At 54.1% G+C, this 22,621-nt stretch carries 21 protein-coding genes; 5 read left to right on the top strand and 16 right to left on the bottom strand.

Annotation, left to right across the window (positions count from 1 at the left end):
- Positions 1-30: 30 nt before the first annotated feature.
- The 3 genes from MYS68_RS02790 to MYS68_RS02780 form a co-directional block, all read right to left on the bottom strand.
- Positions 31-810: a VOC family protein gene (locus tag MYS68_RS02790; RefSeq protein ID WP_248924361.1), complete on the bottom strand. Its 780-nt coding sequence runs from the start codon at positions 808-810 to the stop codon at positions 31-33.
- 39 nt (positions 811-849) lie between these two features.
- Complete coding sequence (locus tag MYS68_RS38805; protein WP_338043541.1) at positions 850-1,725, bottom strand: VOC family protein; 876 nt, start codon at positions 1,723-1,725, stop codon at positions 850-852.
- 125 nt (positions 1,726-1,850) lie between these two features.
- Positions 1,851-2,579: an RNA polymerase sigma factor gene (locus MYS68_RS02780; RefSeq protein ID WP_248924360.1), complete on the bottom strand. Its 729-nt coding sequence runs from the start codon at positions 2,577-2,579 to the stop codon at positions 1,851-1,853.
- Positions 2,580-2,829: 250 nt separating this feature from the next.
- Here MYS68_RS02780 and gmk point away from each other — a divergent pair, with 250 nt between their 5' ends.
- A complete protein-coding gene (gene gmk, locus MYS68_RS02775) occupies positions 2,830-3,699 on the top strand; it encodes a guanylate kinase (protein WP_248924359.1) in 870 nt (289 codons plus the stop codon).
- Positions 3,700-3,783: 84 nt separating this feature from the next.
- On the opposite strand, the gene MYS68_RS02770 is transcribed toward gmk, so the two are convergent.
- Positions 3,784-4,416: an NAD(P)H-dependent oxidoreductase gene (locus MYS68_RS02770; RefSeq protein ID WP_248924358.1), complete on the bottom strand. Its 633-nt coding sequence runs from the start codon at positions 4,414-4,416 to the stop codon at positions 3,784-3,786.
- 134 nt (positions 4,417-4,550) lie between these two features.
- Between MYS68_RS02770 and MYS68_RS02765 the strand changes: the two genes are divergently transcribed.
- The gene (locus MYS68_RS02765; protein WP_248924357.1) at positions 4,551-4,910 is read left to right on the top strand and encodes a winged helix-turn-helix transcriptional regulator; all 360 of its coding nucleotides are present in this window, start codon (positions 4,551-4,553) and stop codon (positions 4,908-4,910) included.
- Positions 4,911-5,105: 195 nt separating this feature from the next.
- Positions 5,106-6,509 carry a hypothetical protein gene (locus MYS68_RS02760; RefSeq protein ID WP_248924356.1) on the top strand — a complete coding sequence of 468 codons (1,404 nt, stop codon included), beginning with the start codon at positions 5,106-5,108 and terminating at the stop codon, positions 6,507-6,509.
- A gap of 163 nt (positions 6,510-6,672) precedes the next feature.
- Here the strand turns inward: MYS68_RS02760 and MYS68_RS02755 are convergent, their stop codons facing one another.
- From MYS68_RS02755 to MYS68_RS02740, 4 genes are all read right to left on the bottom strand, one after another.
- Positions 6,673-7,695 carry a mannonate dehydratase gene (locus MYS68_RS02755; protein ID WP_248924355.1) on the bottom strand — a complete coding sequence of 341 codons (1,023 nt, stop codon included), beginning with the start codon at positions 7,693-7,695 and terminating at the stop codon, positions 6,673-6,675.
- A 138-nt stretch (positions 7,696-7,833) separates the two neighbouring features.
- Positions 7,834-8,673 carry a carbohydrate ABC transporter permease gene (locus MYS68_RS02750; protein ID WP_248924354.1) on the bottom strand — a complete coding sequence of 280 codons (840 nt, stop codon included), beginning with the start codon at positions 8,671-8,673 and terminating at the stop codon, positions 7,834-7,836.
- Positions 8,674-8,686: 13 nt separating this feature from the next.
- Positions 8,687-9,568, bottom strand: a complete 882-nt coding sequence (locus MYS68_RS02745; RefSeq protein WP_248924353.1) for a carbohydrate ABC transporter permease — start codon at positions 9,566-9,568, stop codon at positions 8,687-8,689.
- A gap of 36 nt (positions 9,569-9,604) precedes the next feature.
- On the bottom strand, positions 9,605-10,942 hold the full coding sequence (locus tag MYS68_RS02740; protein WP_248924352.1) for an ABC transporter substrate-binding protein: 1,338 nt from the start codon (positions 10,940-10,942) through the stop codon (positions 9,605-9,607).
- 412 nt (positions 10,943-11,354) lie between these two features.
- Between MYS68_RS02740 and MYS68_RS02735 the strand changes: the two genes are divergently transcribed.
- Both MYS68_RS02735 and MYS68_RS02730 read left to right on the top strand, forming a co-directional pair.
- A complete protein-coding gene (locus MYS68_RS02735) occupies positions 11,355-12,122 on the top strand; it encodes a response regulator transcription factor (protein WP_248924351.1) in 768 nt (255 codons plus the stop codon).
- Entirely contained in the window at positions 12,119-13,885 is a 1,767-nt protein-coding gene (locus MYS68_RS02730; RefSeq protein ID WP_248924350.1) for a sensor histidine kinase, read from the top strand. Before MYS68_RS02735 ends, MYS68_RS02730 begins: the two co-directional genes overlap by 4 nt.
- A 363-nt stretch (positions 13,886-14,248) precedes the next feature.
- Here the strand turns inward: MYS68_RS02730 and MYS68_RS02725 are convergent, their stop codons facing one another.
- The 8 genes from MYS68_RS02725 to MYS68_RS02690 all read right to left on the bottom strand — a co-directional run bounded on the left by MYS68_RS02725 (position 14,249) and on the right by MYS68_RS02690 (position 22,610).
- Positions 14,249-15,529 carry a TRAP transporter large permease gene (locus MYS68_RS02725; protein ID WP_248924349.1) on the bottom strand — a complete coding sequence of 427 codons (1,281 nt, stop codon included), beginning with the start codon at positions 15,527-15,529 and terminating at the stop codon, positions 14,249-14,251.
- Positions 15,530-16,051, bottom strand: a complete 522-nt coding sequence (locus MYS68_RS02720) for a TRAP transporter small permease (RefSeq protein WP_248924348.1) — start codon at positions 16,049-16,051, stop codon at positions 15,530-15,532.
- 92 nt (positions 16,052-16,143) lie between these two features.
- On the bottom strand, positions 16,144-17,181 hold the full coding sequence (locus MYS68_RS02715) for a C4-dicarboxylate TRAP transporter substrate-binding protein (RefSeq protein WP_248924347.1): 1,038 nt from the start codon (positions 17,179-17,181) through the stop codon (positions 16,144-16,146).
- Positions 17,182-17,210: 29 nt separating this feature from the next.
- Complete coding sequence (locus tag MYS68_RS02710; protein ID WP_420852087.1) at positions 17,211-18,296, bottom strand: NAD(P)-dependent alcohol dehydrogenase; 1,086 nt, start codon at positions 18,294-18,296, stop codon at positions 17,211-17,213.
- Between the two features lie 15 nt (positions 18,297-18,311).
- Positions 18,312-19,343, bottom strand: coding sequence for a zinc-dependent alcohol dehydrogenase (locus MYS68_RS02705; protein ID WP_248924346.1), 1,032 nt, complete (start codon positions 19,341-19,343; stop codon positions 18,312-18,314).
- Between the two features lie 13 nt (positions 19,344-19,356).
- A complete protein-coding gene (locus MYS68_RS02700; RefSeq protein WP_420852086.1) occupies positions 19,357-20,787 on the bottom strand; it encodes an aldehyde dehydrogenase family protein in 1,431 nt (476 codons plus the stop codon).
- A gap of 7 nt (positions 20,788-20,794) precedes the next feature.
- The gene (locus MYS68_RS02695) at positions 20,795-21,757 is read right to left on the bottom strand and encodes a transketolase family protein (protein WP_248924345.1); all 963 of its coding nucleotides are present in this window, start codon (positions 21,755-21,757) and stop codon (positions 20,795-20,797) included.
- 1 nt (position 21,758) lies between these two features.
- Entirely contained in the window at positions 21,759-22,610 is an 852-nt protein-coding gene (locus tag MYS68_RS02690) for a transketolase (protein ID WP_248924344.1), read from the bottom strand.
- Between the last annotated feature and the right edge of the window lie 11 nt (positions 22,611-22,621).

Here is a 22,621-nt window from a genome sequence, read left to right as displayed (position 1 = left end):
TCCCGTTCCTGCAAAATTCGAATGCGCCGATCACACCGGAACGCGCTCGCCGCCGCGGACTCTCAGGACCAACCCTTCCGGCGACGCCACATCGAAACAGCCTTCCGCATCGGAAAACCGGCCGGGGACGGCACATCTATCCGAAAGCGCGTCGTAAGCGCGGTGAATATCGGTCGTTTGGAGCGAAAAATACGGCAGCTTCTCCGTCATCCGGACTGCATTCCGGTGAACGTGCTCGTCCATGAGGATCATGGTCACGATCGTCTCGCCGCGTCCTACCTTAAGGTCCGCTCCTTGCCCCCAATGATGGCAAAGCTCGAAGCCGAGCATCCCCGTGTACCAGCGAATCGAAGCCTCCAGATCGCGTACCGGAATAAATGCGGCGAGCACCCGATGAACGATCGGCGGCACCGCTTCTTCCTGCGGAGTGTAGTAGAGGGAGCCCGCCTTCTCGTGGCAAAGTCCAACCACGTTCCCGTCGCCGTCGAAAAATTCATTCACGTTCATATGCGGCGTCGTCATGATCTCCGTCGTTTCCACGCCCCGCAAAGTGAGCCACGCCCGGTGCAAATGATCCCAATGCGTATAAAAATTAAACCCCGGCACATGCCCCTCGCGATGCAAATGCCCCAAGGTATGCCCGGATTCGCTTCGCTCCAGGGAAAGCAGCGTCTCCCCGCGGCCAACGGCAAGCAGCGCCTCATTCCCGCTCCGCGAAATCACCCGCAAGCCAAACATTTGTTCATACCATTGAGCAGCCCGGTCCACATCCCGTACCGGCACCATCACCCGGTCGATTCGGTCGAACATGTTCATCGCCCCCTTCCGTCCGCCGCTCGCCTGTACCGTTTACGCGCGGCAAACCATCAGCAAATTGCCGTCCGGATCGCGAAAAGCAAACCAGTGGCCGTTTTCGATCTCCGTGACCAGCTCGCCGCCCTGCTCTTTCATGAATGCGTAAGCCGCAGGCAAATCGTCGGTCAAAAACATAAACGCAGGCGTCTTGAACGTCGGAGCGCCGCCGGCTTCCTTTCCGCCCCACATCGGCATCGTATCCAAAATAACGCCGGGTCCTTCCAACGGCAGCGGGCACAAGTGGCCGTTCATAATGTTCACGGAATCGGCGGAAAGCCCCAGAATGCGGCAGTACCACTCCCGCGCCTTCTCTATATCGCGAACCGGAATAAAGGCGGCACCCGTCCGGCGCAGCAGAGGCGTCAGTTTCGGAGTCTTCCGCTCCGGCTCCTCTCCCTGGCCGTTCTCCGAGCGGTAGCGTGCGATCAGCTTGGCGATGTCGATGCCGTCGATCGTAAGCCCTTCGATGCTGCACCCCTCAATTCTCACTCCGCTCAGGTCGCTCGAGGTAATCGAACTGCCGGCCAAATCGCACATCTCAAAGCGCAGCGGCCTCTGCCGCCCCTGATCTTCACGGTAGCCCGGGTGCCCCTGCGGCGGCAATCCGATGTTGTGAATGTACGCGCCGCCGAGCTGCGCCCCGTCGATTTCCAAATCGGACAGGTTGGCGTCGTTAATGAGCGTGCCGGCCAAGCAGACGTCCCTGAACCTCGCATTGCCGAGATCCGCACACTCAAAGCTCATCTTCGGCATCGACACGTTCTTGAACGTGACGTTTTCCGCTCTGCAATTGTTGAACTCGGCTCCCGACACGTTCGAATTTTTGACCGTCAGCTTTTGCGGCGTTTCCTTCTGATCGATAATTTCCATGATAAACTTCCTCCTCCATCGCTTTCTTATCACCTGCGGCGAAACACATCGTTCCTTTGGCCGGTTCCGCCATACTTAAACAACGATCCGCGGTATCAAAACCATACACACCCGCACTCAAATTTTTATGTGCTGACCATGATCAAATTACCGTCGGGATCCTGAAACGTGAAAAACAGCCGTCCGCCTACGCTGCGCAACTGGCGGATGCGGATACCGCCTCCGCTCAGGCGCAAATACGCCTCGTAAATGATCCGCGGGTTGCGTCTGCGAAACCCGTCCAATATCGCTTCAAACCATACCGGATCGGGGGCGGATCCGAAATTCCGCTTCGGCGGCCCGTCCGCATCCGCCTTAACGGTCCCGGCCACCGCGCGCAGCTTGCTGCGGGCGCGGGAAAGCGCAACCTGTACGGCGCCATCGGTGGAATCGATCATGGAAGCGGTTTCTTTCGCCGTAAAATCGAATATATCCATCAGCAGCAAAACGACGACGGATCTCGGGGCAAGCAGGCGGGCAATCGCATCCAACGTTTCGCGCGTATCGAACGCGTTGTCCCGATCCGACATCGTCTCGTGAAAAGATTCGTCCGGAAGCGGGAACGCATCTCTGCCCCGCTTGCGGACATGATCGATCCATAAATTACGGGCAATGCGGAACGCATAAGACTTCGATAGCCGCTTGTCCGGCTCGCGGTCCGCCACGCGCAGCAGCCGCAGCAGCGTGTCCTGAACGAGGTCGTCCGCCTCCCATACATCGCGGGCCAGCGACAAGCAATACGCGCGCAGCTCGGGGCGGATGCTTTCCATCCAGTCGATGGATTGTGTCAAATGATGCGGCTCGGGGCGAAACAAACAGGCACCTCCTTCGGCAAGCGGCAGCGCTTCTCACCAATATGCGAATGTATATTCGCCTATTTATTCTACATGCGGCCAGTATTTTCCTTCCAGCTGCTTAAAATAATTTCCAGCGGCGGCATGCCGGTTTCTCCGTTCGAATCGAGAGACGCAGGCAATTGGTTTTACGCAGCAAAAATGCTATAATGTTAGTCAAGCTTCTAACGTCTTGATTTCCGCAATAATCTTCAGAAAAGGAAGTTGTACGATGTCCAGAATATTTGTTATTTCAGGAGCTTCCGGGGTAGGAAAAAACACCGTTATCAAGGAAGTTCTCAAATCGCTTGATAATATTTGCTACATTCCCTCCTTTACGACAAGAGAGATGAGGGAAGGCGAATCGCAAGGCAAACCTTATCATTTTATAAGCAACGAAGAATTTTTGCGGAAAATTGAGGAAGGGGACTTCCTTGAATATAACGAAGTTCACGGTTCGGGGAAATATTACGGAACCTGCAAAAAATCGTACGAAAACGCGCTGGGCGAAAACAAATTCATCATCAAAGATATCGATGTCGAAGGTGCGCTCAATTTTAAGAAACAGTTCGGAAACAGAGCGGTTTTGATTTACCTCGATTTTCCTTCCAAAGAGGAGCTCATCAACAGATTGACCAATCGGGGCGACACTTCTCAAGAGGACATCGAAAACCGTCTGAAAAGAATTGAGTACGAAAACTCTTTAGGCGAAAAATTCGATTTTAAAATCGTGAACCACGTGCTGCGCGATACCGTCGTTCAAGTTTTAAACATCATCAACCTTTTCAAGATCGGCTCCGTTGAAATCGATAAATTGAAATTTACCCAGAGCATAAGAAATATCAATATGGACAAAGTGGGAAAACTGGCGCAAAGCATGTCCGCCAAAGGATTCGACGAGCATTTCCCGATCAAGGTGATTATGGTGGACGGCGTTCCTTATGTGGAAGACGGTCACCACAGAGTGATCGCCGCTTATAAAGCCGGACTCGCAAAGGTGCCTTATGTCGTAAAAATCTCCGATTGGACTCCGGACGAAGCGATAAAATCGTCGTGGCAGTACGATTATGAAGATTTGCTTAGCAATTTGGTGAAAGTATAAGATCGGCAAAGTTTGAAGGAGATGTCCCAAAAGGTCACGCATTGACCCGAAGGACATCTCCTTTTTTGTTATTCAGGACTTTAATTAGAAACGTTTGGCTACTTCCTTGGCATGTGCAATTGCTTTTTCTTTAATAGCCGGAGCCTGCTTTAATGATGCCGTTCCTTCAATAAAAATAGCCTCAAAAGATTGAATCCCGTAGAACTGTAAAATCTTTTTCAGATAGCTGTAGCCCATTTCAACCGGAGCAAGAGGACCTTCCGAATAAACGGAACCGCTCGCTTGAATGTGTAAGGCTTTCTTGCCGGGCAACAGACCTATAGGACCATTTTCGGTATATTTGAAAGTTTTGCCCGGAACTGAAGTCGCATCCGTGTATGCTTTCAAAACCGGCGGGATTGAGAAATTCCACATGGGGGAAACATACACGTACTTATCGGCAGCCACGTATTGATCAACAATCGCCTCAAGACGAGCCACTTTTGATTTCTCAGCATCAGTCAGTTGATCGAAAGACGAACCCGACCGAAGCTTTCCCCAACCACGTAAAACATCGGCGTCGAATTGCGGAATATTCTCTTTGTACAGATCCAAATGAACAACTTCATCCGTTGGATTTGCTGCACGATACGCTTCAATAAATTCTTTGCCCACCGCGAGGCTGAAAGATTCCTGAGGGTCAAGAGGATGTGCGGTGATGTACAGTACGGTTGCCATGATTTAAAACTTCCCTTCTGTAATTAAATTAAATACAGTTTCCAGGTTGATCATATAATATATACTTTTTTATGTGAAGTAGGCACAATAATGTGGTATAGTATTAAAAAAGGTACTGTCTAGGAGGCCAACGTATGCAAAAGAACCCTGTCCAATGTCAATTCGTTGCGGCTCTGGATTCGATCGTCGGCAAATGGAAGCCGATTATCCTTTATTATTTGCTTCAAGGTAAACCTTTGCGGTTCAATGAGCTAAGAAGATTGCTGCCCGATATCACGCAAAGGATGCTTACGCTCCATCTGCGCGAATTGGAGGAGGAAGAGCTCGTTAAACGAGTCATTTATCCGCAAATCCCGCCGAAAGTGGAATACTCCATCACGGAATACGGCATGAGCCTGTCTCCGGTTCTGGAAACCTTGCATCAATGGGGAGTGGCCCATGCCGAGCGAAAGCGGCTTAAAAAGGCGAAAAATGAACAAACGGAAACGGACTAGCGTTCGAATTACGCTAGTCCGTTTTCATTTTCGTTCGAGAGATCCAAGAGCAAAAGCCCCAAAAAAAGAGGCTTCGTCGGCAGGCCGAAATTCATGAATAGCGGCGAATTTGCGAATCCTTTTCCCTCCGGCGACTTTTGCCACTATAATACAAATAAGCAGCAATACCTTCCACATACAAAGGAGAGAACAACATTGTTCAAGAAATTATCGATCCTGTTCATGCTGATCATCAGTTCCGCCGTTCCCCAAACCATTTATGCGGAGAGCACCGGCGGCCAGCCTCCAAAAACGGCGGGTCCGAATCCGACGCAGCTTCTGTGGGTATACGACACGGATGCCCGGTTCCATTACGGGAGGACGAAAGAGCAGATCGTCAAAGACGCTTCGGCCTTGCAGTGGGATCTGCACGGCAATATCGTCTATGCCGCCCGTGTGAGCGACGAATACGTGTCCGTACGCTCCCTTTCCCGGGATGGCGCCTTAAATTGGCAGAATGATATTTACACGCCGACCTATACGCAGGGGAGCTCCGGTTCCAAGAGAGCGACGGGCTACGGTTTAACCGTCAATCAGGACGGCCACGCGTACTTTTATAGCAACGATTACGGCGAGGAGCGCGGCGAAGCGTTCGCTAATCTGTATGCAATCGATACACAGACGGGCGATATCGCCTGGAAGCTCGAGGAACGGGAGCCGAGTTGCCGTTTTGTTGGACGCAGCCGCGCCGGCGTTATAAAGCTGTGCTCTCAAATAAAACCCGGGCAGCTTCTCGCAACGAAAAATTTACTTACGTTTGTCGGCTCCGACGGAACCGAAGAGAAGAAGCTTGAGCTGACCGGCTGGATCGATCTAAGCGTAGGACCTTACGGGAACATTCCTGCTCTCCGCCCTTCCGAAACGATCGAAACGGACAATATCGTGCATAGGCAAGACGGCAGCATCACTCTTTATGATAGCGACGGAAACCTCCTCTACACCTTAAATGCCGACAACCTATCCTACATAAGTACTGTGAGCGCAGACCACCAAATGATCGTGCGGCAATCGAAACGAAGCGACGGGGAAAAAGGTTACCACGACATCTATTATGACGAAACCGGGGCTTTTATCTGGGAGAAGGATTCCGAACGGGTCCCGAGTTATTCCTTTATCGGCCCGACGCTTATCTATAAGCCTTGGGCCCAGTCGACCTCTGCATACAAATATTACGCAATCGATAAAAAAACCGGAACAGAACGCGAAGTCCCGCTTCAAATCGGTTTTTCCCAGCTGTATGACCGTGCTGCAAACAATTTCGTCCTCTTGACCGGCAAGCCGAAAGCGTACCAGCTGTCTTTTTACGATCCGCTCTCCTTGGAGACGGTACGGCAGCTCCCTTATCGCTTCGACAACGAAAACCTTAAGATGACGTGGGCGCCGCATTGCGCCGCATTTGCCGGCGGCTGCCCCAATTTTAACGAGATTGTTCCACTTCCGAGCCCTGTTCTGATCGATACCGCGGATCGTTTTATCGCAGGGGTATACGAATCGTTTGACGGCGAGCCCGAGCAAAGAAAATGGATGATATGGGCCGCGCGCCTGCCCTCGTCCGATTGAATAAGAACTAAGGGGTCCTGATCCTCCCTTTCAGCCAAACCAGCGGATGTGGCGGATCTGCTTGTTCCACATAATCATGCGAGCATGCAAAAAACGGAGCGTTAACGGAACACATGGTTCCGCCGACACTCCGTTTTTGTATTCCATTATGGCGCCATCCGTCTCACCAGCGTCTTCCCGTAAACTCCGCAAGCGCCGTCAGCATGGCGCGAATGTAGCCGATCGAATAAGCGCAGCAAATGCCTGAAGAAGCCCAGCCTATCGCGGAATGCTTCCATTTGTCGTCCAGCTGTACGGTATCCCCTTCCATTTGCAGGTAGTGGTCGGGATTGAGGCAGCCGTCATAGCCGACTTTGTGCAGTTCGAGCAGCAGCTTGAACATATTCAGATCGCCGTCGTCGAGCATCGCCTCCTCGAACGCTCCGGCCGTCGCCAGGCTGCCGCGGACATTGCGGAAATGGACGAGGAAAATGCGGCCCTTGCGGCCGTAATGGTTGATTTCGTCAAGGACGAGCGAGCTGCCGCCTTCTTCCGCCCGGGTTCCGATGCAGTAGACAAATCCGACATTTTTGCTCGGGAACGTATCGATCACCCGGTGCATGCCGAGACCGTTAAAAGCCGTTTCATGGTTGGGCGTATCGGACGGATGGATGGTGAGCTTCACGTTGTAATCCTCGGCGATCGGAAGAAGCGCCTTAAACGCCTCGTTAAAGCGGGCCCACCAGCGCTCTTTTTCCTCGAACGTCGGATAAGCCGGTTTGTTCGAGGTTAAACCGAGGCTTTCCCCACGGGCGATCGCACCTCCGCGATGGTAAGCCGGGTATCCTGTCGTCAGGACGGGATCGACGTCGCCGGCGAACCGCTGCCGGACGATAGGGATGCCCGCTTCGCCGAATACTTTGACGGCGTTGCGCGCATTTTCCAGCTCCTTCTCGGCGCCCGGCAAATCTCTGATGAACGTATCCGTCAAGTCGGGCAGTGTAACCCGGTTAATATCGAGCCCCCATGACCGCACTTTCTTTTTCAGCTTGAGAACCCGGTCCAAATCCGGGTACCCCTGCTCCTTGACCCCGGGGAAAGAGGAGCCGATGCCGAAATCGATGCAGTCGACCCCGAGCTGGCTCATCTGCTTCAAATCCGTATCCGTCAAATCGCACGAGATGCTTGTTACGGAAATTTTCATCATGACCGAACGCCTCCAATGGCTTGTAAAATTGGGTTTTGACTTGCTCATGCAGCTTTCCGCGCGGTCCGCGACCGGCCGACCAGCCGTTCATCAACCCCGCATATAAAACCGGTGTCCATAGGTTCGCCCCTTTCCTCGTCACTTGACGCCTCCTGCCGCAAGTCCGGTTTTCAAAAACTTTTGCGCGAGGAAGTACAGGAAAACCGCCGGAACCGAGGCAAGCACGGACGAGCTCATCAACAGCCCCCAAATCGCCTGGTCGGAAAACTTGAAGCTCGCGATGCCAATCGTCGCTGTCTGCTGGCTCGGGCTCGTCGTCAGCACCAGGGCGTACAAATATTCGTTCCAGTCCATCGTGAAAGCAAACGTCGATACGACGGCAATGCCCGGCGAAGCGATCGGCAGCACGACCCTGAACAGCGCCTGAAGGCTGGTGCACCCGTCGATCATCGCCGCTTCCTCCAGCTCTTTCGGGATCGCCCGGAAATAACTCATCAGCATGTAGCAGCAGTACGGCACGATGATGGTCGGGTAGACGATGAGCAGCGCGTTTTTATTATCGTTGAAGCCGAGCCGGCTGACCGCCACATACATCGGAATAAACAGCACCGCCGCCGGCAGCAGGTACGTATAAATGATCGCCCGCGACATGAAGGTCCGTCCGCGGTAACGCAGCCGCGTCAAGCTGTAGGAGCCGACGATGCTGATCGAAACGCAGAGCAGCATCGAAAGCAAAGAAACGTACAGACTGTTGTAGATGTACTTCAAAAACGTCGTTTTCTGGAACAAATCCTTGTAATGACCCGTCGTCCAACTTTGCGGAATGAGCGCCGGCTTCGCCGTGTACATGAGCTCATTCGGCGTAAAGGAAGATTTGACCATCCAGTATACCGGGAACAATGTCCAGACGAGCGCGACGATGACGATGGCGTACAAAATGATATATTTTTGCGCTTTCCTACGGGTATTTCGATTCAATCTGCTCGCCTCCTCATTGGTCCGTTCCGACTTTGCGGGAATAGATGACGATCATCAGAATCAAAATCGGAATGACCGAGCCGGCCGCAGCCAGCGCTTGGCCCATTTTGTTTTGCTGGAAAGCGATTTCGTACGTATAGGTGGAGACGACCGCCGAAGCATGCAGAGGCCCCCCGCCCGTAATCAGCCAAATGCTTTCGAAATTGTTGAACGTCCAGATCGTGGACAAAAGCACGGTGATCGAAATAATCGGCATGATCGACGGAACTGTAATGTAAAAAAACTGCCTCAGCCAACCGGCCCCGTCGATCGTCGCCGCCTCGTACATCTGCTGGTCGATCGTCTGCAGCCCGCCCAGCAAGCTGAAAATAAAAAACGGCAGCCCCTTCCATACGTTTACGATAATGACGGAGATTAAAGCAATGCTCATCCCCGATGTCCACGGAATCGGCAAATCGATCAAATTCCAGCGCATGAGCAGCGAATTGATGATGCCGTACGTATCGTCGTACATCCACCGCCAGGTGATCGATACGACCATGCCCGACAATGCCCACGGAATGAGCAGCGCCATCCGCACAAACCCGCGCCCGAAAAACGGCTCGTTCACGACGACCGCTAAAATAATGCCGATCACCAGCTTGAAACCGACGCTCGACACCGTGTAGATGAACGTGTTTTTCAGCACTTTCCAGTATTCCTTATCCGTAAAAATATGGATGTAGTTATCGAGGCCGACGAATTTCGGGTCCATGCCGACCACTTTGTTCGTGAAGCTCAAGTAAACCGCATTGACGAACGGAACTCCAATCACGACGAAGATGACGAAAGCTACCGGCAATATGAGCGCATACCCTAATGCCCTGTCGTATTTTCTGGTCGTTTCCGCGTGCAAACGTCCTCCTCCTTTCTTAGTCCCTCATTAGCGCCGTTATTTTTTGCCGTAAAGCTGCTTTAGCTCCTGCTCGAGCTGGTCGATCGATTTTTGCGGGTCCATCTTTTCGATGACGATACGCGCAAGCGCTTTCGTAACGAGCTTCATCGAATACGCCTTGGAGCCTAAGTCGTCCTCCGGTCCCGGGAAATTCGTCGATCCGACGACATTTTGCGTCATCGCGAGCCATCCCGCCGGCTTGTTGTTCGGGTCTTTCCAGAACGGAGTGTCGCTTAGCCCGTTAAGCACCGGCTGGTATTTCCCGCCTACTTTTTCAATCAGCTTGTTGTAGAAATCTTTGTCATAAAATTCGGTGACGAACTTCTTCGCCCATTTCGTTCCCTTGGCATTTTTGAAGATGGCGAATACATTGCCGCTGCCGATCAGTCTCGTCCCTTGCGGCCCCCCGATCATCGGAACCATGGCCGTCGCTTTCTCCAGCTCGGGTTTGTCCTTCTTCAGCGAGTCGTAGATGCTCGCCGAGTTGATAACGAAACCTACCGTCCCCGCCAAATAGGCGTTATTGTTGCCGTTGTCGTCCCAAGTGACGGAAGATGGCGGGGTCAGGCCTTCCTGCCAAAACTTGGCAAGAAATTTGAACGTTTCGAGCGTTTCCTTCGAATTTACCGTAATATTGTTGTTTTTGTCGACGATGGATGCCCCGAACGAAAGCAGCGCATTGCGGATCATCCCTTCGGCATCGCCGCCGCCGGATTGGCCGAGCGGCAGCCCCGTCGCGTAAAAACCGTTTTTCGGATCGTTGACAATTTTCGCTTGCTCGTACAGCTCCTGCCACGTCTTCGGAACCGGCAAATTGTGCTTATCCCACACATCTTTCCGCAAAAACCCTCCGCCGAGCTGCAAGGAATGAGGCACCATCAAATATTTGTTCTCGGTGACGCTGATGCTTTTGGCGCCGTTGTTAAAATCGATTTTATTGATGATGTCCGATACGTCGACGAGCTGGTCGGAAGCGACAAATTGCTTGGCCACGGGGTCGTTGGCCACGATGAGATCAGGCGGGTTTTTCGCTTCGATGGCGGCGAGCAGCTTGGACTGCAAATCGTTCTGGGCAATCACGACGTACTCGACGTCGATGTTGTTGTCCTTGCCGAACTTCTCCACGCGCTCCTTCATCATGTTATTGTAATCCTGAACGTATTCCCCTTTGTCCCAAAAAACGAATTTTTCTTTGGGCCCGGACGCCGTTTGGGCGCCGCTCTTGCCGTCCGTGGAAGACGAGCCCGTCTTGGTTTCGTTCGCCGTAGAGCAGCCGCTGAGCGCGGCGGCAAGCCCCATCGATAAAGCGGCGATGATCGATACGGTTTTTTTCATATTCCACCTCATTGTCATAACGTATTTGTGAAACCGTATTCATATTTAACCATGAGTTCCCGCGCTTTAAAAGGGACCTTATTAAACATATCGTGCGTTATATTGGCTTGTTTGTCCGCCGGAAAGGGACGAAATATTGCGGTTTGCACCCTATTTTTTAACTTCATGTCCACGAATGAAAGCGTTTTATGTTATTATATAAACACTTTATAGTCTGGAGAATAATTAGCGGAGAGGGGCGGAATCGTTCCGAAGAAGCGTCAGCGTTCGCCTTTGTCCCCTGATTTCTACAGCCGCCAAGCGGCATCAATTCAAGGAAATCAGGGGGCAAGAGCGATCGGAGGAATGATCTGCACCCGTAGCGGTCTCTTATTCTCCAGACTCTTCCCCACCTCCCCGAAAGGAGCAGACGATGTATAAGCTATTGATTGCCGACGACGAGCCTGAAATCAGAAACAGCCTCAGCAATTACTTCCCTTGGAACGAAGTGGGCTTTAAAGTGGCGGGCATGGCCGAAAACGGAAAAAAGGCGCTTCAATGTATCGAGCAGACACCTTGCGACGTGCTGCTCTGCGACATCAAAATGCCGCTCATGAACGGCATCGAGGTGGCCAAGGAGCTGTACGAACGCTCCTCCCCGGTCAAAATCGTTTTCCTCAGCGGGTTCAAGGACTTCCATTATGCGCAGCAGGCAATCATTTACGGGGTCAAAAATTACATCGTCAAGCCGACGAAATATTATGAGCTGCTGGAAGTGTTTCAGCGGCTGAAAACGGAGCTCGACCGTGAGCGGCAGACGAGTGCCCCGGGACGCGGTGCCGCTTCGCCGGAGCCCGAGATGGGCATCTCCGACAAGGTGATCGCCACGATCAAGGAGCATATCGAGGTTCATTTCAAAGACGCGACGCTGGAAAGCTCGGCCGAGCTCGTTCACATGAACCCGTATTACGTCAGCAAATTTTTCAAAAACAAAACCGGGGAAAACTTCTCCGATTATTTGACGCGCATCCGCATGAACAAAGCGGCCGAGCTGCTGCAGGATTACAATTACAAAATTTACGAGGTCAGCGACAGGGTCGGTTACAGCTCCACCAAGCATTTCACCCGCACGTTCAAGAAAACCTTCGGCAAAAGCCCGAAGGAATACCGCAATCCGGAGTGTCAGGACAACAAGCCATGACCAAAACCATACACCGTTTTTTCATTAAACACCTGACCATGTTTCTGATTCCTACGCTGATCCCCACGATTTTGCTCGGCATGCTGGCCTTCGTCATCATTCAGGGTTACGTCAAGGAAGAAATCAATCACAGCAACATGAATATGCTTAAGCAGTCCAAGGAAAACGTCGAGCTGATTTTTAACGAGCTGGACTCCCTGGGCCTGTATTTTATGGTGAACGCCATCGAATTTGCCAGCTTGAAGCGGTTGATTTTGAAACCGGCGCTTGATTTGGATGATTACAAGTCGCTCGCCACGCTGAAAAATTTCATCGATGCCCCCGCCACAGCCAGACCGTATATCGACTCGATTTACGTGTATTTGACGAACAAGGATAATCGTTTTATAACGACGGTTACCGGCGGATTGCAGGATTTGGACCATTTTTACGATACGCAGTGGTATGACAGCTACAGGCGGCATAACAACGGTGTGCTGTGGGTGGAGACGCGCAGCATTCGGAAATATCAGTTCAACACCGTGACCGAGCTCATTTCCGTATATAAAAAGCTGTCCGCCACCGGCGAAGGCGATGGAGTCATCGTCCTGAACATCGACGCCAAATACGTGAGGGCGCAGTTGAGCAATTTGGCGATGATGGACGATCAGTCCCTGCTTATTCTGGACCGCAGCGGCGCCGTCATCATGAAGGATAAAAACCTGCCTTACATCGATTCGCTGGACCTGCGGCACGTCGCCGAAATGCCCTCCTCTACGTTCGAGCTGACATCGGGAAAACAGACCTTCATCGTATCCAAGCTGGAATCGGACAAATACGGCTGGACGTTCCTTTCGGTTTCGCCGCGCGAATCGTTTTACAGCATACCGATCAAACTGATCATGTATTCGCTTCTGCTGCTGCTCCTGTCGTTTCTGCTGGGTACGGCAGTCACCTATTATTTGACGCGCAGAAATTATCTCGACCTGAAAATGATCGTAGGCATTCTCGACTCCGCGGAGCATGGCAAACCGCTGCCGGCGCTGCCGAGTAAAGTTTCCGACGTGTACAGCTACATCGTGCAAAATCTGCTGAAGCGGTTTATCGAATACAACTATTTGAGCATGCAGCTTTCCGAACGCAAATACCGGGCGCAGGCGATGGAGCTGATGGCGCTGCAGTCGCAGCTCAATCCGCATTTTCTGTTCAATACGCTGGAAACGATCAACTGGCGGGTGCTGAAGCTGAGCGGCATGCCAAACGAGGTCAACGGCATGATCGAGCATCTCGGCGATATTTTGCGTTATTCGCTCGACGACCCGAACAAAAAGGTGATTTTGCAAAAGGAAATTTTGCATACGGAGCGGTATATCGACATTCAAAAAATACGCTACGAGGATACGTTCGACGTCATATGGGAATACGAGGATCATCTGCAAACGTACAATGTGATCAAGATGATCCTACAGCCGCTCGTCGAAAACAGCCTCTATCACGGGATTAAGGAGGCCGAGCGGAAGGGGCTGATCAAAATCAAAATCCGCCTCGATGCCGGAGGCATCCTGCACATAGCGGTCATCGACAACGGCATCGGCATGGATCGCCGGAAACTGCAGCTTCTGCGGGAAGACATGGACAGGGAGACGGAGCAGGCGGAGCATATCGGCCTGTACAATACGCACAAGCGGCTGAAGCTTACGTACGGGGAGACATACGGAGTGACGGCGCGCAGTAAGGCGGGATGGGGGACAGCGGTTTATTTGCGGATTCCGGTGCTGGACTGATGAGTCGATGCGACGAGTCCATGTGTCAGATGTAAGATCAACCCTTCGGGTTCATAAAGGAACTACCGTGCGCTAAAATGGCCATTTCAATTGGTTCGCCAATAATAAAGGAACTGTGGTGCTTTATTGGCATGTTTTGCCGGTCCACTCGCCATTTTTGAGCGATTTAGTAAACGTCAGTTCCTCTATTTTTTGGGATATGCTCATTTTTCCGAATATAACGAACGTCAATTCCTCTATAATTGCCCTCGTCCGTGCGACTTATCAACATCGGGTCATGGGCGGGGGTATCCCCTCCGGCCGCCGGAGGCGTGCAATCTGTTCGGGTATACCCTCAACCCTGCCATAGGATTCATCGGTCACTCACATCAGCAAATTGGGCAGCACCGTCACGATCCAGGGCACATATGTAATGAGCAGCAGGACCGCAATAACGGCCGCCAAAAACGGCCAGATTTCCCGCGTATATTGCCCTACGGACACTTTGTTCAGCGAACAAACGGTAAACATCATCGCCCCGAACGGAGGATGTATGCCGCCGATCGTAATATTGAGTACCATCACGATGCCGAAAGCGATCGGATCGATGCCGAGAGCCAATATCGTCGGCATCAAAATGGGCGTCATTACGATCAAAATCGCACTTCCGTCCGCCAAGCAGCCGATAACGAGCAAAGCGATGTTGATAATAAACAAAATCACGTAAGGATTATCCGATAAAGACGTCAGAAACTCTGCAGCCATATGCGGAATCCGTTCGAAGGTAAGCATCCGGCCGAGCCCGTTCGACGCCGCCAAAATGAGCATGATGATCGCGGTGATGCGCACTGTTTCCGCGAGCACCGGGATAACGTCCTTTAATTTAAAGGATTTGTAAACGAAGCAGCCTACCGCCCAAGTACCGACGACCGCCATAGCCGCCGCCTCCGTCTCGGTAAACATCCCGATCCGGATGCCGCCGATAATGACAACCGGAATAATCAGCGCCCAGGAAGCGTCCAGAAAGGAAGACCACAATTCGCGAGGATTGGCCATTTTCTCGCGGGTCGGTTTATATCCGCGCCGTTTGGCTACGATATGAACCGTAACCATCAAGGCGATGCATATAAGAATGCCGGGAATGATGCCGCCGATAAACAGCTTGCCGATCGAGACGTTGGCGAGGTACCCGAACAATACAAGGGCGATGCCGGGAGGAAGAATCGGCCCCATGATGGAACCCGCCGCCGTCAGCGCGGAGGACCAGGCCCGGTCGTAGCCGCGCTTCTCCATTTCCGGGACGAGCGTTTTCGAGATCGCCGCCGCATCGGCATTGGCCGAACCTGACAATCCGCCGATAAATGCGTTGGACAGAACGTTGACCTGAGCCAGGCCGCCCGTCAAGTGACCGACAAAATTTTCGCTGAACACCAATATTCTGGAGGTCATGCCGGAAGCGTTCATGATTTCCCCTACCAGAATGAAAAAAGGAATCGCCAGCAGCGGAAAAGATTCCATTCCGCTGACAAAGGCTTGAAACACCAGCACGGGAGGCATCGTATCGCTTGTAAAAAAGTAGATCGACGTGCAAAACAATATGGCCAGCGCCACAGGCAACCCGACAAAAACGCTAATCCCCAAAAATCCGAGCGCAGAGCCGATCATCTACAACACCTCTTTCGCAATGGAAACCTCTTGGTTCATCAATGGTTTTTTAGCAATAATGCTCTTGATATTTAAAATGAACTGCGTACCTACCCGCAAAAGCAGGAATGTGAAGCCGATGGGCATGGACAGGTATATCACCGTATAACGCTGCCTTAAAATGCCGGTAAACTTCTGCATCCCCAAATCCCAGGAAAAATTCCAGCTCAGAACGATCAGCACGAGCAAAAATCCGATGACGACCAACTGGACGGCCACGTCCATATAAATTCGTTTTCTTTCCGGCAAAAACCAATGGATCGCTTCGATTTTCGGATGCAGGTTGCGCCGGGCCGCCGCGCCGATGCCGAACATGATCATCCACACGAAAAGGATAAGCGTGATCTCGCTTGCCCACAGGATCGGGGCGTTGAAAATATACCGCAGCACGACATTGGCAAAGACGAGCAGCACCATAAGCGCAAGGCAGATCCCGCCAATAAACTCCTCAAAACAGTTCCAAAACCAGGTCAGGAATTTCATCTTATCTCCCCTTCACGAATCATGATGTCGGAAACGCTTACAGGAACCGCCGCCTAAGGGGCTCGGCTCAAACGGACAGCGGTTCCGTACGGCTACTGTTTAACGATGCTTTGAATTTTATCGTACAGGCCGGGAGTCCAGTTGCTGAACTTGGTGTACGTGGATTTGCTGGCTTCTTTAAACGCGGCAACGTCTACATCCGTAACAAACTTCGCTCCCGCCGCTTCCAGCTTCTTTTTCCATTCGGCATCCTGCTCGATTGCAAATTTGCTTTCCTCCGCCCCGAATTTCTCGAATTCTTCGACGAGAATTTGTTGAATGTCGGCTGGCAGGCTGTCGAAATATTTTTTCCCGATAACCATGCCGGTCAATGCCTTAAAGTGTCCGGTCATCGAAATGACTTTGGCGCTTTCGTAAAACTTGAGGCCGTAAATCGACGATAACGGAGCTTCCGCCGCGTCGATGACGCCGCTGGACAGGCCGGTAAACACTTCCGAGAACTGCAGCTCGGTCGGCGTCGCCCCCAAAGAGCTGAACGTTTCTTTCCACATTTGGCTCGGCGGAATGCGGAACTTGACGCCTTTCAAATCCGACGGCTTGCGGATTTCCTTTTTGCTCACGACATGGCGGTCCCCGTAATACCAGTTGAAGGCAAGCACCTTCAGTCCTTTTTTCTCCAGATCGGAGCTTACGCCCTTGAACCAGTCGCTTTTTAAAATCTTGTTGTAATCCTCCGCTTTATCGACGATATACGGGCCGTTCAGAACGCCGAAGTCCGGCACGTAGTCTTGCATGTAGCTCGGATCCGCGCTGCCTACGACGGGTGCGCCGGCGAGCGCCTGCTCGAACGTTTCCTTGTTGTTGCCCAAGGAGGAGTTCGGGTATACCTGAATTTCCACCTTCCCGTTCGTGCGCTGCTTGACGCTGTCGGCCAATTTTTTCGCGTACACGTTGATCGGCTCGTTGTCCGCCTGCACCGTGCCGATCTTGATGACGATCTTGTCCGTGCTCCCTGCGGCGCCGCCGCCGGAGGCGTTCTTGGTAGCGGACGTTCCGCCGCAGCCTGCAGTTACCAGAGCCAGTGCCGTAATCGCGATCGCAGAAATCCAGCTTGCTTTTTTCAGCTTCATTTACTTAGTCCCCCTCGATTTAGTGATGATCAGTCATTCGACGGTTTGCCGTTCGGATATACGATGACTTTCATGCTGCCTTTTTTGTTCGTTCTCGCCCGCTCCAGCGCAAGTGCCGTATCCTCCAGCGAATAAAAGTCGGTGATCAGCTTTTTCGTGTCGAACCGGCCCGAGGCGAGCAGTTCGATTCCGAGCGGATACGTATTGGTATAACGGAACGTGCCGTACATAGCGATTTCTTTTTGCAGAAGCAGCGTCAGGTTCAGCGGTACTTTCTCTGCAGCGGGAAATCCGATGAGCACCAGCTTGCCTCCGCGCTTCAGCCATTCGATGGAAGAATCGATGACCCCCGCATGTCCCGACGTGTCGATGACCATGTCAACCCCACGACCGCCGGTCCACTGCGCGATCGCCTCCGCCGTATCCCGCTCCAGCACGTTGACGCACAGCTTCGCTCCCATCTCCGCGGCAAGCCCGAGGCGAAACGGCTCCACATCGGTTACGGCGATGTTTTCGGCGCCGAGCGCTCTGGCGGCAATAATCGCGGTCAGGCCGACCGGCCCCATTCCCGCAATCAGCACCGTGGAACCGGCCTCAAGCCCCGCCCTCCGGCAGGCATGAATGCCGACGGACAGCGGCTCGACAAGCGTCGCTTCCTCGTAGGAGAGGTGGTCCGGAATCGGAAACAGCAGATGGTCGGGATGGACGATGTATTCCGCAAAAGCCCCGTCTACAGGCGGCGACGACAGAAACCTTACCGAAGGGCACAAATTGTACTTCCCGGCCTTGCAGTACTCGCAGCGGAAGCATGACATACCCGGTTCGATCGCGACGCGGTCGCCGATCTTCACCTGTGTAACCTCCGCACCGGCCTGCACGACCAGCCCCGCGCATTCATGGCCCTGAATGAGCGGGTTCTCCACCGCCTTCCGGCCGATTCTGCCATGCTCGTAGTAATGCACATCCGAGCCGCATACCCCGACGGCCATCACCTTCACCAGCACGTCGTGCGGCCCGAGCCCGGCGAGCGCTCTCTCTTCCATCGCGACCTGCATCGGCTTCATGAGGACAGCCGCCTTCGTCTTCTGCGGAAGCTCGCTTGTAAGTGCTTTCAATTGATCCACCGCCTTTTAGTCGTAATAAAGCAGCACCTTGCCGCCCAGCTTGTTTTCGCAAAGCTCGAATGCTTCGTGCCACCGGCTGAGCGGCAGCTTGTGCGTGATGCAATCCCTGAAGCGAATTCGGTCCTGCTCGAATATGTGCATGACCCGGTCCCAGGTCGATAACGAATGGCCGACCGAGCCGAACAGCTGCACCTGCTTGAACAAAATCAGATCGTAATCGATCGCGGCTTCTTTCCCGACGATGCCCACCTGGATGAGCTTGCCCATTTTTTTGAGCGAGCGCAGGCATGTGTTGATGGAGGCCGCAGCACCCGCACATTCCACTGCGACGTCGACGCCGCCTCCGCGCGTTTCCTCGGCAATGACGGAGCCGATGTCTTCCTGAATGACGTCCACGACCCGGGCGGCGCCCAATTTGCGGGCAAGCCGCAGCCGTTCGCGGTCGGCGGTCGTCCCCGCGACGATGACCTTCAGTCCGCGTCCCGCAAGCAAAGCGAGGCACAGCAGCCCGATCGGGCCGGGGCCCGAGACGAGCACCAGATCGCCGGCCTGGAGCTGGGTCAGCTCCTCCAGCGCGTTGACCGCGCAGGCGAGCGGCTCTGACAAAGCGGCCACCTCGAGCGATACGTGATCGGGAATCTTATACACCATATCTTCCCGGACGACGACATACTTCGTAAAGCTTCCGTTTACGCCATACCCCATCCCCCGGCGAGCCGGACAAAACATGTAGTGCCCCTGCCGGCAATACGAGCATTCGCCGCACGTTACCGCGGTGGACGGGAGCACGGTGACCCGGTCCCCCGCCTTCAGCCGTTTGATGTTTCTCCCCGTTTCGGAGACGATGCCGGAGAATTCATGTCCGAGCACGACCGGCGGGTAATTCATAAACGTGTTGTGCAAAATATGCAAATCCGTTCCGCAAATCCCGGTGTAGCTCACCTCGATTTTCACCGTATCGTCGGTGCAAACAGGCTCTTCGATCCGCTCGAGCCGGACGTGTCCGTAGCCCGGCTCCATTTTCATCAACGCCTTCATCGCCGCACCGCCTTTACATCTTGATGACGACGATGCGCTCGTCGGTCATCTCTTCGATTGTATAACGCGGCCCTTCCTTGCCGATGCCGCTGTTTTTGATGCCGCCGTACGGCATCACGTCGGAGCGGAACGTCGAAACGTCGTTGATGAGCACGCCGCCGAACTCCAGCTCGTATACGGCTCTCATGGCGAGCTGCAGGTTCGAGGTGAACAAGCCGGCCTGCAGGCCGAATTTCGAATCGTTCGCCTGGGCAAACACCCAATCGATGTCGTCGTAAGGGATGACATTCACGACCGGCCCGAACAGCTCCTGGCACATCACCTTCATGTCCGGCTTTACATCCGTGATGATCGTGGGCTGATAGAAGGTGCCGTCCCGCTTTCCTCCGCACAGCACTTTGGCCCCGGCCGCCACTGCCTCGTTCACCCACGCTTCGACCCGCATAGCTTCCTTCTCGGAGATGAGCGGTCCGATGTCGGTGTCCTCTTCCTCCGGATTGCCGACCTTCATCCGCTCGGCGGTCCGCACCAGCATAGCGACGAACTCGTCGTGGATGTCCTTATGCACGTACAGCCGCTGCACCGAAATGCACGCCTGGCCGTTGGTGGCGGAAAGCCCGCGGAGCGCGCACAGCTCGGCGATTTCGCCGATGTTCAAAGCGTCGCGGTGCACGATCGTCGGCGAGTTGCTGCCGAGCTCCAAGGTCACCTTGCGGATGCCCGTCGTGCTTTTGATGTGCCGCCCTACGCCGACGCTGCCGGTGAACGTAAACATGGCGATGCGTTCGTCCTCGAGCAAATACTGTCCTGTCTCCTGCCCGAGCCCGTGTACGACGTTCAGAAATCCGGGAGGAAGTCCCGCCTCCTGCAAAATGCTTACCATCGCCATGACCGTGACGGGAGTGACCTCGGCCGGCTTCAGCACGACCGCGTTGCCCGCCGCAATCGCCGGGGCGATCTTGTGCGCGGTCAGATTGATCGGGTTGTTGAATGGCGTGATCGCACAAACGACGCCGACCGGCACGCGCACCGTAAAAGCCAGCTTGTTTTCATTGCCCTGCTGTGCGGCGATCGGCACGCAGTGGCCGGCGATCCGCTTCGCTTCTTCGGCGCTGATCGTGAAGGTCGCTACCGCGCGGTCGATTTCGACCCGGCAATCCTTGATCGTCCGGCCGACTTCCCGCACGAGCGACATGGCGAGCTGCTCCTTGCGCTCCTTCAGCAGCTGCGCCGCCTTCAGCAAAATGCCGCTGCGCTCGACCGGCGACAGCTTGACGGTCCTGAACGTATGCAGGGCGTTTGCGACCGCACGGCCGACGACTTCGCGGCTTGCTTTATGAATTTCCGCTATCCGTTCGCCGGAAAATTTGTTGTAAACGGGAATCGTATCGCCGGTAAAATCCGTTTCGCCTCCGATAATGCTTCCAAAAACGGGAATAGTCACTGTCGCTTCAGCCTCCGATCCGCTTTTTGAGCAGGCATTGTTTGACGCGGTCCGCCACATGCGCCGCGGACAGCTCGTATTTGTCCAGCAGGGCGCTGTTGGAGCCGGACTGAATGTTTTTGTCCTGCACCCCGACCCGGAGCATCGGCACCGGGCAATGCTCGACGAGCACTTCCGCCACCGCGCCGCCGAGACCCCCGAGAACGCTGTGATCCTCCGCAGTCACGATCGCTCCCGTCTCCCTCGCTGCCCTGACAATCGCCTCGACGTCCAGAGGTTTGATCGAAGGCATGTGCAGCACCGCCGCGGAAATGCCTTCCGCCTCCAGGTCGCGGGCGGCCTGCAGCGAACGGCCCGTCTGCGAGCCGGTGGAAATAATCGTGATGTCTTTGCCTTCCTTGACCTTGGCGGCCTCGCCCAGTCGGAAGCGGTATCCGTCCGTAAACACCGGCGCCACCGGGTCGCGGGTCAGGCGAATGTAGACCGGCCCTTTATATTCGTTCGCAAATTCGATCATTTGTCCGACCTCGTACGTATCCGCCGGAGCAAGCACGACCATGTTCGGCAAGCTTCTCATGATCGCGATGTCCTCGACGGCCTGGTGCGTTTTGCCGGCACAGCCGTTCAGCACCCCGGCGTACGCTCCAAGCAGCTTCACATCCAGCTTCGGCTGCGCGACGACGACGGACACCTGATCCAGGCAGCGCTTGGTGAGAAAAGCGGCGAACGTCGAAACCCACGGCTGAAGGCCGATGGTGGCGAGGCCTGCGGCGACGCCGATCATGTTTTGCTCCGCGATGCCCATTTGCAAAAATTTGTGCGGCAAATTTTCCGCAACGGTATTGATTTTCGTGGAGTTGGCCAGATCGCCGTCCAGCACATACACTTTCGGATCCGTCTTGGCGAGCTCGAGAATGACGTCGCCTAACATATCGCGCATCGATTTTTGTTCCATCATAAGTTCGGGCATGTTACCGGTCACCTCCCGCTGTGATCTCTGTGATCGCTTGCTCCAGCTCCTGTCGGGTAGGCACTTTGGAATGCCACAAATAAGCGTTCTCCATAAAGCTGACCCCTTTGCCTTTCACGGTGTTCGCAATGATGATCGTCGGGCGGCCCTTATGCGACTTGGCCCGATCGCAGGCTTCCACGATTTCTTCGAACCGGTGGCCGTCGATCGTCACGACGTTCCAGCCGAATGCCGACCATTTCGTCTCCGGCGATTGAATCGGGACTTCGCGGCTTTGGTTCGGCGCTTCCCAGCCGTACTGCTGCAGCTTGTTGTAGTCCAGAAAGACGACCAAATTGTCAAGAGCATAGCGGACGGCAACATCGGCCGCCTCCCACACCTGCCCTTCCTGGGCTTCGCCGTCTCCGAGCACGCAGAAGGTGGTGAACGATTTGCCGGTCAGCTTGGCGCCGAGCGCCATGCCGACGGCCGCCGAAATCCCTTGGCCGAGTGAGCCGGTCGACATGTCCAGCCCCGGCAGGGCACCCATGTCCGGATGAGCCTGGAGCCGGGAATCGATTTTATCGAACGTTTTCAGTTCCTCCACCGGCAAGTAGCCGCGCAGCGCCATCACGGTATACAAAGCGATGGCGGAGTGCCCTTTGGATAACACGAAGCGGTCTCTCTCTTCCCAGTCCGGCTGATCCGGCCTGATGTTCATCACTTCGAAATAAAGCGCCACGAGCAAATCGGTCACGGACATTGGCCCCCCCATATGTCCGGCGTTTGCGTAATGCACCGTTTCCACGATCAGCTTCCTTGTCGATGCCGCCAAAGCTTTCAGCGTTTTCAGCTGCTCCTGCGTCATTTCCATGTACCTCGGCC

This window comes from Paenibacillus hamazuiensis, assembly GCF_023276405.1.
In the GTDB taxonomy this organism is placed as follows: Bacteria; Bacillota; Bacilli; order Paenibacillales; family NBRC-103111; genus Paenibacillus_AF; species Paenibacillus_AF hamazuiensis.
This window is presented reverse-complemented; position numbering and strand designations above follow the sequence as displayed.

Coding starts and splice junctions, on each gene's coding strand:
- MYS68_RS02740 (WP_248924352.1), bottom strand. CDS start 10,942: ATGAAAAAAACCGTATCGATCATCGCCGCTTTATCGATGGGGCTTGCC.
- MYS68_RS02720 (WP_248924348.1), bottom strand. CDS start 16,051: ATGAAATTCCTGACCTGGTTTTGGAACTGTTTTGAGGAGTTTATTGGC.
- MYS68_RS38805 (WP_338043541.1), bottom strand. CDS start 1,725: ATGGAAATTATCGATCAGAAGGAAACGCCGCAAAAGCTGACGGTCAAA.
- MYS68_RS02765 (WP_248924357.1), top strand. CDS start 4,551: ATGCAAAAGAACCCTGTCCAATGTCAATTCGTTGCGGCTCTGGATTCG.
- MYS68_RS02705 (WP_248924346.1), bottom strand. CDS start 19,343: ATGAAGGCGTTGATGAAAATGGAGCCGGGCTACGGACACGTCCGGCTC.
- MYS68_RS02715 (WP_248924347.1), bottom strand. CDS start 17,181: ATGAAGCTGAAAAAAGCAAGCTGGATTTCTGCGATCGCGATTACGGCA.
- MYS68_RS02755 (WP_248924355.1), bottom strand. CDS start 7,695: ATGATGAAAATTTCCGTAACAAGCATCTCGTGCGATTTGACGGATACG.
- MYS68_RS02735 (WP_248924351.1), top strand. CDS start 11,355: ATGTATAAGCTATTGATTGCCGACGACGAGCCTGAAATCAGAAACAGC.
- MYS68_RS02690 (WP_248924344.1), bottom strand. CDS start 22,610: ATGGAAATGACGCAGGAGCAGCTGAAAACGCTGAAAGCTTTGGCGGCA.
- MYS68_RS02730 (WP_248924350.1), top strand. CDS start 12,119: ATGACCAAAACCATACACCGTTTTTTCATTAAACACCTGACCATGTTT.
- MYS68_RS02695 (WP_248924345.1), bottom strand. CDS start 21,757: ATGCCCGAACTTATGATGGAACAAAAATCGATGCGCGATATGTTAGGC.
- MYS68_RS02790 (WP_248924361.1), bottom strand. CDS start 810: ATGTTCGACCGAATCGACCGGGTGATGGTGCCGGTACGGGATGTGGAC.
- MYS68_RS02770 (WP_248924358.1), bottom strand. CDS start 4,416: ATGGCAACCGTACTGTACATCACCGCACATCCTCTTGACCCTCAGGAA.
- MYS68_RS02725 (WP_248924349.1), bottom strand. CDS start 15,529: ATGATCGGCTCTGCGCTCGGATTTTTGGGGATTAGCGTTTTTGTCGGG.
- gmk (WP_248924359.1), top strand. CDS start 2,830: ATGTCCAGAATATTTGTTATTTCAGGAGCTTCCGGGGTAGGAAAAAAC.